The sequence below is a fragment of the Pseudoalteromonas sp. UBA2102 genome, from assembly GCF_002331165.1.
Lineage (GTDB): Bacteria > Pseudomonadota > Gammaproteobacteria > Enterobacterales > Alteromonadaceae > Pseudoalteromonas > Pseudoalteromonas atlantica.
Genome location: NZ_DCYU01000105.1, coordinates 17,710 through 30,396, shown reverse-complemented (window position 1 = coordinate 30,396; position 12,687 = coordinate 17,710). Strand labels below are relative to the sequence as shown.

Annotated in this window: 11 protein-coding genes; 6 read left to right on the top strand and 5 right to left on the bottom strand. The window is 39.8% G+C overall.

Translation table 11 applies throughout. The features are described 5' to 3' along the window. From B2R65_RS14825 to dnaA, 5 genes are all read right to left on the bottom strand, one after another. Positions 1-342, bottom strand: a 342-nt coding sequence (locus B2R65_RS14825) for a glycine--tRNA ligase subunit alpha (protein ID WP_286743958.1), incomplete at its 3' end; no start/stop codon positions are given. Positions 343-482: 140 nt separating this feature from the next. After that, a complete protein-coding gene (gene gyrB / locus B2R65_RS14820) occupies positions 483-2,909 on the bottom strand; it encodes a DNA topoisomerase (ATP-hydrolyzing) subunit B (RefSeq protein WP_286743956.1) in 2,427 nt (808 codons plus the stop codon). Positions 2,910-2,921: 12 nt separating this feature from the next. Beyond that, positions 2,922-4,016 carry a DNA replication/repair protein RecF gene (gene recF, locus B2R65_RS14815; protein ID WP_286743955.1) on the bottom strand — a complete coding sequence of 365 codons (1,095 nt, stop codon included), beginning with the start codon at positions 4,014-4,016 and terminating at the stop codon, positions 2,922-2,924. A 14-nt stretch (positions 4,017-4,030) separates the two neighbouring features. Next, positions 4,031-5,134, bottom strand: coding sequence for a DNA polymerase III subunit beta (gene dnaN / locus B2R65_RS14810; protein ID WP_004588058.1), 1,104 nt, complete (start codon positions 5,132-5,134; stop codon positions 4,031-4,033). Positions 5,135-5,147: 13 nt separating this feature from the next. Then, complete coding sequence (dnaA, locus tag B2R65_RS14805; RefSeq protein ID WP_004588059.1) at positions 5,148-6,539, bottom strand: chromosomal replication initiator protein DnaA; 1,392 nt, start codon at positions 6,537-6,539, stop codon at positions 5,148-5,150. Positions 6,540-7,155: 616 nt separating this feature from the next. Here dnaA and rpmH point away from each other — a divergent pair. From rpmH to mioC, 6 genes are all read left to right on the top strand, one after another. Beyond that, the gene (gene rpmH / locus B2R65_RS14800; RefSeq protein WP_004335215.1) at positions 7,156-7,290 is read left to right on the top strand and encodes a 50S ribosomal protein L34; all 135 of its coding nucleotides are present in this window, start codon (positions 7,156-7,158) and stop codon (positions 7,288-7,290) included. 7 nt (positions 7,291-7,297) lie between these two features. Then, entirely contained in the window at positions 7,298-7,723 is a 426-nt protein-coding gene (rnpA, locus tag B2R65_RS14795) for a ribonuclease P protein component (protein WP_286743933.1), read from the top strand. Between the two features lie 125 nt (positions 7,724-7,848). Continuing rightward, entirely contained in the window at positions 7,849-8,124 is a 276-nt protein-coding gene (gene yidD, locus B2R65_RS14790; RefSeq protein WP_004588061.1) for a membrane protein insertion efficiency factor YidD, read from the top strand. Positions 8,125-8,132: 8 nt separating this feature from the next. Next, complete coding sequence (gene yidC / locus B2R65_RS14785; RefSeq protein WP_024032130.1) at positions 8,133-9,767, top strand: membrane protein insertase YidC; 1,635 nt, start codon at positions 8,133-8,135, stop codon at positions 9,765-9,767. Between the two features lie 135 nt (positions 9,768-9,902). Continuing rightward, the gene (gene mnmE / locus B2R65_RS14780; RefSeq protein ID WP_004588063.1) at positions 9,903-11,267 is read left to right on the top strand and encodes a tRNA uridine-5-carboxymethylaminomethyl(34) synthesis GTPase MnmE; all 1,365 of its coding nucleotides are present in this window, start codon (positions 9,903-9,905) and stop codon (positions 11,265-11,267) included. A 901-nt stretch (positions 11,268-12,168) separates the two neighbouring features. After that, positions 12,169-12,618, top strand: a complete 450-nt coding sequence (gene mioC, locus B2R65_RS14775; protein ID WP_286743928.1) for an FMN-binding protein MioC — start codon at positions 12,169-12,171, stop codon at positions 12,616-12,618. Positions 12,619-12,687: the final 69 nt, after the last annotated feature.

Below are 12,687 nucleotides of genomic sequence, written 5' to 3'. Positions count from 1 at the left end.
TACTTCGTGCGTTAGGGTATCAATTCCCATCGCTTCTAGTGAGCCTAGGTAAAGCTCTTGAATGTTATCTGGTGATGGCTTTAAAACTACCTGAAATTGGTAGTAATGTTGTAAGCGATTAGGGTTTTCGCCGTAGCGGCCATCGGTAGGACGGCGACACGGTTGTACGTATGCGCTCGACATTGGCTCAGGGCCAATAGATTTTAAGAATGTTTGCGGGTGAAATGTCCCTGCGCCCACTTCCATATCAAGTGGTTGAATAATGACACAGCCTTGCTGCGCCCAATAATCCTGTAAAGCCAGGATCAAACCTTGAAAGGTTTTAACGTCATATTTTTGCATATTTGGCTTTTTACTATCTGAAAGTAGCGTGAAAATTACCCTCAGTATACCTTGTGCACACGCAGGTTTTAAGCAGTTTGTGCGGTTGTTAAAATAAAAAAGGAGCCATTAGGCTCCTTTTAAGATGTAAGTATAATTTTTTACACGTCTAAGTTAACTACGCGAAGTGCGTTGGTTTCTATAAACTCACGACGAGGCTCAACTTGATCGCCCATTAATGTTGCAAACAATTGATCTGCCGCTACAGCATCTTCAATTGTTACTTGTAACATACGACGAGCTGAAGGATCCATTGTGGTTTCCCACAGTTGGCTAGGGTTCATTTCGCCTAATCCTTTATAGCGCTGAATATAGATCCCGCGCTTAGATTCTGCGATCAACCATTCCAAAGCATCCACAAAGTTATCAACAGGTTTTGTTTTCTCACCACGTTGAACATATGCGCCTTCTTTTAAGATGTTTGCGATCTTCGTGCCAGTCACAGCAATGCGTTGGTAGTCACGTGAGGCAATAAAGTCGTAATGTAATACGTGTGCTTTATCCACACCGTGCTGACGAATATTCACAACCGGGAAGTACAAGTTGCGCTCTGCATCATGCTCAGTACCCGCATGGAAAATTGTCGCATCTTCATCACGTTCAACTAAGTCGTCAACTAGCTCTTTAGTCCACTCAATTACTTTAGCTTCGTTAGATAAGTCTTCTACTTTTAACTCGCTTTGGTAAATCAAACGTTCCATTACCGTGTTAGGGTATTTACGTTTTAAGCGCTCAATGACTTTAACTGTGTTTTGGTAATCTTGTACTATTTGCTCAAGCGCTTCACCTTCAATTGCACTTGCATCTTCGCTTGTGTAAAGCGCTGCATTATTTAGTGCAAGTGATGTTAGGTAATCTACTAGTGCAGGATCGTCTTTAATATAACGCTCTTGCTTACCTTTTTTCACTTTATAAAGTGGCGGTTGTGCAATGTAAATATAACCACGCTCAACAATTTCTGGCATTTGGCGATAGAAGAATGTTAGTAGCAATGTACGAATGTGAGAACCATCCACGTCCGCATCGGTCATGATAATGATGCTGTGGTAACGTAGTTTTTCTGGGTCATATTCATCACGGCCAATACCACAACCTAGGGCTGTTATTAGCGTCGCTACTTCTTGTGAAGAAAGCATCTTATCAAAGCGTGCTTTCTCTACGTTCAAGATTTTACCTTTAAGTGGTAAAATTGCTTGGTTTTTACGATTACGACCCTGCTTGGCTGAACCGCCAGCTGAGTCACCCTCCACTATGTATAGTTCAGATAATGATGGGTCTTTTTCTTGGCAGTCAGCTAATTTACCAGGTAAACCTGCTAAATCCATAGCGCCTTTACGACGAGTCATTTCACGGGCTTTACGCGCCGCTTCACGTGCTCGTGCTGCATCAATAATTTTACCAACAACAATTTTGGCATCCATTGGGTTTTCTAATAAGAAATCAGAAAACTTTTCAGCCATTGCTTGCTCAACCGCAGATTTAACTTCGCTTGATACTAGCTTGTCTTTAGTTTGTGATGAGAACTTAGGATCAGGTACTTTAACACTTACAACCGCAGTTAAGCCTTCACGCGCATCATCGCCCGTTGCGTTACTGGTTGTTTTAGCTTTTTTGTTAAAGCCTTCTTTTTCCATGTAGTTATTAAGTGTACGTGTTAGCGCAGATCTAAAGCCGGCTAAGTGAGTACCACCATCACGTTGTGGAATGTTATTAGTAAAACAGTAAATGTTTTCTTGGAAGCCATCGTTCCACTGCATTGAAACTTCAACGCTAATACCATCTTCTTCACGCTCGTGAGTAAAGTGGAATACACCTTTATGTACTGGTGTTTTATTGCGGTTTAAGTATTCAACAAACGCTTGAATACCGCCATCATATTTAAAGTGGTCGGTTTTATTTTCTTCGCGTTCATCAGTTAAGATGATGCTTACACCAGAGTTCAAAAACGATAGCTCGCGTAAACGCTTAGCTAAAATATCATAATGAAAATCAAGGTTTGTAAATGTTTCGCCACTTGGCCAAAAACGCAGTTCAGTACCCGTAGTGTCAGCATCTCCAATAACAGTTAATGGAGCGTTAGGTACGCCCATGCTGTAAGTTTGCTCGTGCAATTTACCTTCACGACGAATAGTAAGGGTTAGTTTTTCTGATAATGCATTTACTACCGATACACCAACACCGTGTAAGCCACCTGATACTTTATACGAGTTATCATCAAACTTACCACCGGCATGAAGTACCGTCATGATAACCTCGGCAGCAGACACACCTTCTTCTTCATGGATAGAAGTTGGGATACCACGACCGTTATCTCTTACAGAGACTGAACCGTCTAAGTGAATCGTTACATAAATATCATCACAATGACCTGCTAAGGCTTCATCGATAGAGTTATCAACGACCTCAAACACCATGTGGTGTAAGCCTGTGCCATCATCGGTGTCCCCTATATACATTCCAGGACGCTTTCTTACTGCGTCTAATCCTTTAAGTACTTTAATACTCGACGAATCATAATTCTCAGACATGGTTAATCCCACTTATCTTGTTATTAGGTTGCCATGTTTCACGTGGAACATTTGTAGTTCTCGTTGCATGGGTTCCACCACAGCAGAAATACTTTCAGACAAAATTGAAGAAATAAAAATTTGAGAACTGCAATGAGCCAATAATTGTCCCACTTTCTCTTTTGTATCTTCGCCTAACTCTGAAGGTAGATCATCTATTAGCAATATAGATTGCTTATCTGTCTCTGACTCAATTAAACTATTTTGCGTTACTTTTAACGCATAAAGCAATAACTTCAATTGACCGCGTGAAAACGTATTCTCTACGCTGTTGCCAGCGACACTAAAACTAAAATCGGCCTTATGAGGGCCTTTACTTGTAAAACCTTGGCGAGCGTCTCGCTCAAAGTTTTGCTCTAATGCATCACTCAAAGACTCACTGTCTTTCCAGCCTGCATTAAAGTTGATTTCTAAATCGCGTATAAGCGTTAATTCTGCACACATTTTATCAAAAAACTGCTGCTTAAACCTACTTATATACGCCATTCTTAATTTATTTATTTGTTCTGCCAGTCTAACAAATTCTTTGTCCCAAAACCTAATTTGGTCAAAATAATTCTTTGGCTTACTTTTTAATAATGCATTGCGTTGTTTAAGCACTTTATTAAACGATTGCCATAAATAAAAAAACTCATGTTCCACGTGGAACAAACCCAAATCTAAAAACTTACGTCGCTCTTTTGGGCCCCCAAAAAACAATGAATAGCTTTCGGGTGTAATAATTTGCACAGGCATTAACTGCGCAAGTTCAGAGATTTTTCTACTGGCTTTGCCTTGTATTTTTAAATTAGTTTCACCACTTTGGGTTTTACTAATCCCAATAGGAATAGACAAGTCGTGTAGCGCTTTGCGGCCATGTATTACAAACAGATCTTGCTGATGTTGAATAATACTTTTATGTTTAGGTGTTCGAAAAGATTTGCCGTGAGAAAGGTAATAAATAGCCTCTAAAAGGCTGGTTTTTCCGCTGCCGTTTTCACCATAAATTATATTAACGCCGTTGACTGGTTCTAGCGTCAGTGCCTCAATATTACGAAAATACTTGAGGCTCAAGTGACTTAAACTCATTTATAATGGGTATCTTATAATCGCATAGGCATAACCACGTACATTGCTTCTTCATCGCCTGCACCTTCAATAAGTGCACTGCTGTTTGAATCTGCTAATGTAAATAGTACATCTTCTGTTTTTAGTGTATTTAGTACATCTAATACATACGATACATTAAAACCAATTTCTAGCTCATCACCCTCATACATTACTTCTACTATTTCCTCAGCCTCTTCTTGCTCAGGGTTATTAGCCGTAATTTTAAGTAAGCCATTGGCAAGGTTTAAACGCACACCTCTAAATTTTTCGTTAGATAAAATAGACACGCGTTGAAACGCATTACGTAACCATTCACGGTTAGCAGTAATTACTTTATCTCCACCACGTGGTAATACGCGGCGGTAATCCGGGAAGCGGCCATCCACTAACTTACTTGTAAAAGTAAATTCCACATCGATAATACGAATATGGTTAGCGCCAAATTGAATAGTAACTAATTCTTCATCGGCAACCATAAGGCGCATAATTTCTTGCACCCCTTTGCGCGGTATTATTAATTGGCGCTGCGTATTTAACGATTGGCCTAATTCTTTTTGCGCTATTGCCAAACGGTGGCCATCGGTGGCCACTGTTTTTATGTCGGTATTATCTACTTCAAACGACATGCCATTTAAGTAATAACGAACGTCTTGGTTAGCCATTGAAAAATGCGTGCTTTCAAGTAATTTACGTAACTCTAAACGCGTTAGCTGAAACTCAACCTCGCCATCCCACTGCTCTAAATTAGGAAAGTCTTCCGCGGCAAGCGTTGTAAGTGAAAAGCGGCTTTTACCACTGGTTAAAAGCAGTTGGTGCTCTTGTAAGCTCAATGTAAGCTCAGAACCATCAGGCAGGCTTTTACAAATATCGAGTAATTTTTTAGCAGGTAGCGTTAACTTTGTATCGGCAATATCATCACCAACAAAAACACCTGCAACTAGTTCAATTTCAAGGTCTGTGCCTGTCATTGAAAGTTGCCCGTTTTCTACCACTAACAATACATTAGATAATATAGGTAACGTATGTTTACGTTCAATCGCACCCGATACTTGCACTAATGGCTTTAAAAATTGTTCTCTTGAAATGGTTATTTGCATAATAAAGTCAGCCCTAAGATGACAACGTTCTTATTAAATTTTGATAATCTTCTTTTATTTCGTGGCTTTCATCACGAAGTGATTTAACCTTTCTACACGCATGTAATACCGTGGTGTGGTCACGTCCACCAAATGCGTCACCAATCTCAGGTAAGCTGTGATTAGTTAATTCTTTTGATAATGCCATAGCTACCTGACGCGGCCTCGCGATAGAGCGGCTGCGGCGCTTAGATAACAGATCTGACACACGTATTCTGTAATACTCAGCCACGGTGCGCTGTATGTTGTCTATAGTGACAAGCTTATCTTGTAGTGCCAATAAATCGCGCAGTGCTTCTTTTACAAAGTCGATAGAAATTGGGCGTCCGGTAAAATTAGCATTAGCTATTACACGGTTAAGCGCGCCTTCTAATTCACGTACGTTTGAGCGTAATTTTTTAGCGATAAAAAAAGCGACTTCGTGCGGTAAATTAATTTTACTCTGCTGCGCTTTTTTCATCAAAATGGCAACGCGCGTTTCAAGTTCTGGCGGCTCTATAGCAATCGTTAAACCCCAACCAAATCGTGATTTAAGCCTGTCTTCTACGCCCTCAATTTCTTTTGGGTAGCGGTCAGAGGTTAAAATAATTTGCTGATTACCTTCTAATAATGCATTAAAGGTATGAAAAAACTCTTCTTGTGAGCGCTCTTTATTAGCAAAAAATTGAATATCATCAATCATTAGCGCATCAACACTACGGTAATAACGTTTAAATTCTTCAATGGCGTTATTTTGTAGTGCTTTTACCATGTCTTGCACAAAACGCTCAGAATGCATGTAAACAATTTTAGCATCGGGCTTGTTAGCCATAATGCCATTACCTACTGCATGTAATAAGTGAGTTTTACCTAAGCCTGTGCCACCGTAAATAAATACCGGGTTAAAGGCAGAGCCAGGGTTATCTGCAACTTGTGTTGCAGCCGCTTTTGCTAGCTGGTTAGATTTACCCTCAACAAAGCTGTCAAAGGTATAGTTATCTTTTATATTAGATTTATAGCCTGATTTAGGCGCAGGCTCTACTGCTGCTTTTTGTTCTACAGGTTGCTGTTTAGCAGGTGCCTGTGAACTAGGTGATGCAGGGGCTTCAACACTTGGCGCCGCCGCTTGAGTATTTAGTAGTGGTTTACTACCTACATCAAAACGTAATTCGGGCGCTTCATCACCACAAATTTCTACCAGTAACTCATTAATACGGTTTAAATACTTTTCTCTTACCCAATCAAGAACAAAGCGATTAGGTGCGTAAATCGTTAAGGTATCTTCGGTACTTTCTGCTTGTAGTGGTCTTACCCACATACTGAATTGTTGCGAAGGCAACTCATCTTGCAATACATATAAACAACTTTGCCAAACCGACAGATACACAGTTAAACTCCCAGAGGTATAATTTTTATTCCCGCACATCAATAATGATTAAAAATCATGCATTTATTGCGTTCAATTGGCCAGCTACCCGACCCAAGACCGGGTATTATGAAGGCACTTTATCCACAAGTAAAAGATTGATTTTTATAAAATTGTTGATATCAGTGTATAAATATCTTAACAGACTGATTTATAGCGACTTTTATTTTAAAGCCTGATAACAGATCATAACAAAAACACACTGAGATCGCGAACCAATTTTACGATCTAAATGAGTTTTCCCATGCTTTTATTCACTTTTTAAACACCAGCTGTGGAAAACTTCTTAATTATGATGATCCTAGTTGATCACCCTACTTTATTACGATCCACATTCTTTAAGTCACTCTCGGCCATTAATTCGCCTTTTTGCGCAAAAGCAGGCCATTTTGCTTTAAAATTAATCCATAAATATCAAGCCAGCGTACAAAAAATGTAATAAACACGGTGTTTACAGCGCAATTATGATTGACTTTAAAGTGCTTAATCTATAATATCTCGCGCTCGCAATGGCACCTGTGCCAGGATCGCGACCTGCATAGGATGTTTTAACTTTAACCGATCGGATGAGATTGTTATGAAAAGAACTTTTCAACCTAGCGTTTTAAAACGCAAACGTGCACACGGCTTCCGTGCTCGCATGGCAACTGTAAATGGCCGTAAAGTATTAGCACGTCGCCGCGCTAAAGGCCGCAAAGTTCTTTCTGCTTAATATATAAGTGGAAGACTTTAGCTTTGGCAGGGAGTTACGTCTGTTAACTCCCTCGCATTACTCTCGCATATTTAACGAACCCGCTCGGGCTGCAACTCCTTTATTTACTCTTTTAGCTAAACCTAATGACCAAGTTAAACCTAGGTTAGGGCTCACTGTTGCTAAAAAACGTGTAAAAAAGGCATGCCAACGTAACCGTATTAAACGACTCGCTCGCGAAAGTTTTCGTTTAAATCAACACACCATCGATAATATCGATATTGTGCTTATGGTAAAAAGTGGTATTGATGAGCAGTCTAACGAAGAAATAACCAAACAACTTACAAAGCTGTGGCGTAAAATAAATGAACGCTGCAAACCTGGTGCACCTAAACCACCACCTTTTAAAAAACGCCCAAACAAATCAGCTAAATCTAATAAACAAACCCGATAGCAATAGAATTGCAGGGTTAATTAGGGTATCTTTAGCTCACCTTTTAATCATGCGTTTAAAATCTCTAATTGAGCCTTTAAATACATGGTATCTATTCACTAAATATACGCAGGGGTATAAACACCATGAGGTTACTTAAACCACTTGTTGCTATTCCAAAGCGTTGTTTAGTGTTATTTATCCGCGGTTATCAAATGTGGATAAGCCCACTACTAGGCCCGCATTGTCGTTTTAATCCAAGCTGCTCTCATTACGCTATTCAAGCAATTAATTTGCATGGATTTGTAAAAGGGAGTTGGTTAGCACTTAAACGCATATTAAAATGCCATCCTTTACATTCAGGCGGAGAAGACCCCGTTCCTGAAAAATTAACCCGTATTAACCACCAACACGAGAAATAAGAGCTGTTATGGAATCGCAACGCACGTTTTTATTAATCGGTTTAATGTTAGTGTCGTTTTTATTATTTCAAGAATGGAATAATGACTACAACACTCCTAAAGCCGATCCTAGTGCCACTACACAAACACTAAACACAACGTCACCAGAGTCAGATGATTATATACCGTCATCGTCAGATTCAGGTTTACCTGCTTCGGCTACCGCTGCTAAGCGTTCAGTTATTGACATTACGACTGACGTTTTCAAAGTAAAAATAGACACCAAAGGCGGTGACATTGTTGAAGCAGACTTACTCCAATACGAAGAAGTAAAAGGTGAAGAAACACCATTTATGCTTCTAGGCGAGTTTGATGGCAATCAATACTTCTCACAAAGTGGTTTAATTGGTTTAAATGGCCCAGACGCATCAGCGAATGGTCGCCCTACTTACCAAGCAACGCAAAAAGCCTACACGCTAAGCGGTGATGAGCTACGTGTACCACTTACCTATGTAGATAGTAATGGCGTTAGCTTCACTAAAACATACGTATTTAAAAAAGGTCAATACGATGTAGGCCTAGAGTACACAGTAAATAATGCTACAAGTGCGCCAGTGCAAGTACAGCTATACACGCAAATTAAGCGTACCGTACAAGAAAAAGGCAGCTTAGTAGATCAAAACTATTTAGGTGCAGCTTACGGTACTGATGAAGAGTCGTACGAAAAATACAGCTTTTCAGATATGGCTGACAAAAACCTAAATAAAAACACCCAAGGCGGTTACGTTGCATTTATTCAGCATTACTTTGTAAGTGCATGGGTACCTAAGCAAGACGAAACACACACGCTTTACAGCTTAATTACTAAAAGTAATGCCGCTATTATTGGTACAAAAGCAGCGCCTATAAATGTACAAGCTGGCAGCGAGCAAACCCTTAATGCGACTTACTACATGGGTCCTAAAGAGTCAGATATTCTTGAAGCGATTCACCCAGATTTAGACTTAACTGTAGATTACGGTTGGTTATGGTTTATTTCGCAGCCTTTATTTGTACTTCTTAAATGGTTACACAGTATTTTAGGTAACTGGGGTGTCGCTATTATTGCCATCACTATTATCGTTAAATCGTTAATGTACCCACTGACTAAAGCGCAATACACGTCAATGGCTAAAATGCGTGCCCTTCAGCCTAAAATGGCTGCCCTAAAAGAAAAATATGGTGATGACCGTCAAAAGTTCGGCCAAGCTACTATGGAAATGTACAAAAAAGAAAAAGTTAACCCTATGGGTGGCTGTTTCCCTATTTTGCTACAAATGCCAATTTTCTTAGCGCTATTTTACGTATTCTTAGAATCGACAGAGCTGCGCCATGCAGAGTTCATTCTTTGGCTAACTGACCTTTCTACAAAAGACCCATACTACGTATTACCAATATTATTTGGTGCAAGTATGTTTGTGACGCAAAAACTACAACCAATGACGGTTACCGATCCAATGCAGCAAAAAATGATGACCTTTATGCCGGTTATCTTCTCTGTATTCTTCTTATGGTTCCCATCTGGTTTAGTACTTTACTGGTTAGTGTCTAACCTTATTTCTATTGTCCAGATGCTTATCATCTACCGTGGCATGGAAAAGCAAGGTATAAAAGTAAGAGGCTAGCTTAACGGCTACTCATATAAAGGCGACTTAGGTCGCCTTTTTTATTGCCTATTTTTTACCACAGCTATTCGCTACCAATAAATGCATAGGTTACAATAGCGCCATTAAAGTTACTCTCGTTGGCAAATAAATAGCATGATCAATCAAGACACAATTGCAGCACAAGCGACCGCCCCTGGGCGTGGTGGCGTAGGTATAATTCGGGTTTCTGGCAGCCTTGCGAAAAGCGTGGCCGAAAAAATAATAGGTAAAGTACCTAAGCTTCGCTATGCCGACTACGTTCCTTTTAAAAGTTTAAGCGGCGAGCAACTCGACCAAGGTATCGCTATTTATTTTGCAGGCCCAAACTCATTTACCGGCGAAGACGTACTTGAACTGCAAGGTCACGGCGGCCCTGTTGTACTCGACATGCTATTAAAAGAAATTAGCCAAATAGAAGGCGTTCGCTTAGCTAAGCCTGGTGAGTTTTCTGAGCGCGCCTTTATGAACGACAAGCTTGATTTAACCCAAGCAGAGGCTATTAGCGATTTAATTAATGCAACCTCAGAGCAAGCAGCTAAAAGCGCCCTACAGTCACTACAAGGTGAGTTTTCTAAACACATTGAAACCCTAGTAGAAAAAGTTATTCATTTACGTATGTATGTAGAGGCAGCCATTGACTTCCCTGATGAGGAAATTGATTTTTTATCCGATGGTAAAGTATCGGGCGATTTAGATGCCATCATCAGTCAATTACACACAGTAACGAGCCAAGCTAAGCAAGGCAGTATTATGCGCGAAGGTATGCGCGTTGTTATCGCAGGGCGTCCTAATGCGGGTAAATCAAGCCTACTTAATGCCCTAGCAGGACGCGAAGCTGCCATAGTAACCGAAATAGCCGGTACTACTCGCGACGTACTACGTGAGCACATTCATATTGATGGTATGCCACTGCATATTATCGATACCGCAGGTCTACGTGAAAGCCCAGACCGCGTTGAACAAATAGGTATAGAGCGCGCGTGGGATGAAATAAATCAAGCTGATCGCGTGTTGTTTATGCTTGATGGCACCGACACCACCGACACCGACCCACACGCAATTTGGCCTGAGTTTATGGCAAAGTTACCGCAAGGTATGGGTGTTACCGTTATCAGAAATAAAGCCGATTTATCGGGCGATGCAGTAGGTATGGATGAAAACCAACAATACCCAGTAATTAGTTTAAGCGCTAAAAATGCGCAAGGTATTGAGCTTGTACGCGACCACTTAAAAGCTTGTATTGGCTTTCAAGGCGCAACAGAAGGTGGATTTATGGCGCGCCGCCGCCATTTAGATGCACTTGAACATGCGGCCTATCACTTAGATACTGGTAAAACGCAGTTAGAAATGCACGTAGCCGGCGAAATATTAGCCGAAGAGCTACGCTTAACGCAGCAGTACTTAAACGAAATAACCGGTGAATTTACCTCAGACGACCTACTAGGCAAAATATTTAGCTCGTTCTGTATTGGTAAATAACTCGCTAAAGCAGCATAAAATTACACTTACTTTAGGGCACATTAGTGCCCTTTTTTATGCCCGGTATAAAATTTAAAAAGCTAAAATGGGGCTAAAATTAAATAAAAACGCGCCTGATTTTAGCGTATTCAACTCACCTGTTTAATTTCTTACAGTATAAAAATACACCACGTTAAGCGCGTAATTGGCGCTCGATATAGCTTAAAAAAGTACCAATATGCCGCTAAAAAGTATCCTTAAGTAGATCGTTTTAACTACAGTTTATGAATTTATAAGCAAAAGTAACCGGTACTATTAAGGCCAACGCCCTCGTTTTTAATTGATCCACCAGCAAAACTCCTCGCTGAACTTGAAAAATAATAAGACTAATTAAAAAAGGTTATCCACAATCGCCTACTTTATGGCTAATAAAACAAAAATAGCGGCACATTTATAACCTTAAACCGCCACGATCTATAAAAAAGCGTGGTTTATTACACTTATTTTCACTTTTTTAGGGCAGATCTGCTTAATCGGATCGTTTTTAAAAATTATTTTTGATCGCCTTTTTAAGTTATCAACAAGGTTACTATCCACATTATGATCAACAACAGCTTAGCTATATAAAAACGTGGGCTGGTGGCCTCACTTATAATAAAAAATCAATGACTTAGCTATATTTAGATCTACAAAACATACTAGTTAAGCAGAGCTTTCCCCAACCTTATCAACAACTTGATCAGAAGATTACATTTAAATAGTTTTTGTTAATTCATTTATATTCAGTAACTTAGATAAGCAATTACAACAAAGAGCAAAAACAACTCAAAAATAGTTATACAAAATTACAAAGGTTTTCTTTACTGCAAGGCTAACTCAGTTATCATAGCGGGCAAATAAGTAATGTGTGATCAGTTTAAATATGAGTTCTGTAAATATAATCGTTGGTAGTCAAATGGGATCTGCAGAATATGTAGCAGAACAACTATGTGATGAGTTAAATAACCAAGGTATAAGTGCTGAACTACATGATCAACCTAATTTATCTGATATTGATCAACACAATACAATCTGGCTTATATGCACATCAACCTATGGCGCGGGCGATTACCCCGACAACCTTTTACCATTTATTGAGCAGCTAAATCAGCAAAGTGACTTATCTGCAATTAAATATTCAGTCATTGGCTTAGGCGATACCAGCTACGACACCTATAACCTTGCTGGGCGTAATATAAATCGTTTAATGGCAAGCCTTGGCGCAACATGCATAGCGCCAAGGCTTGAGTTAAATATTCTTGATGAGGCATTACCCGAAGATACCGCCCTAGAGTGGCTAGACTCGTGGATAGAGAAAACACAATTAAAGTAATGTGATCGAATAAAATGCATAAACAAAGTTACCCACAATTTACTAATAATTTAATAGCTTTTGTGGATA

Coding starts and splice junctions, on each gene's coding strand:
- yidD (WP_004588061.1), top strand. CDS start 7,849: ATGAGGTTACTTAAACCACTTGTTGCTATTCCAAAGCGTTGTTTAGTG.
- gyrB (WP_286743956.1), bottom strand. CDS start 2,909: ATGTCTGAGAATTATGATTCGTCGAGTATTAAAGTACTTAAAGGATTA.
- rpmH (WP_004335215.1), top strand. CDS start 7,156: ATGAAAAGAACTTTTCAACCTAGCGTTTTAAAACGCAAACGTGCACAC.
- yidC (WP_024032130.1), top strand. CDS start 8,133: ATGGAATCGCAACGCACGTTTTTATTAATCGGTTTAATGTTAGTGTCG.
- mnmE (WP_004588063.1), top strand. CDS start 9,903: ATGATCAATCAAGACACAATTGCAGCACAAGCGACCGCCCCTGGGCGT.
- dnaN (WP_004588058.1), bottom strand. CDS start 5,134: ATGCAAATAACCATTTCAAGAGAACAATTTTTAAAGCCATTAGTGCAA.
- recF (WP_286743955.1), bottom strand. CDS start 4,016: ATGAGTTTAAGTCACTTGAGCCTCAAGTATTTTCGTAATATTGAGGCA.
- mioC (WP_286743928.1), top strand. CDS start 12,169: ATGAGTTCTGTAAATATAATCGTTGGTAGTCAAATGGGATCTGCAGAA.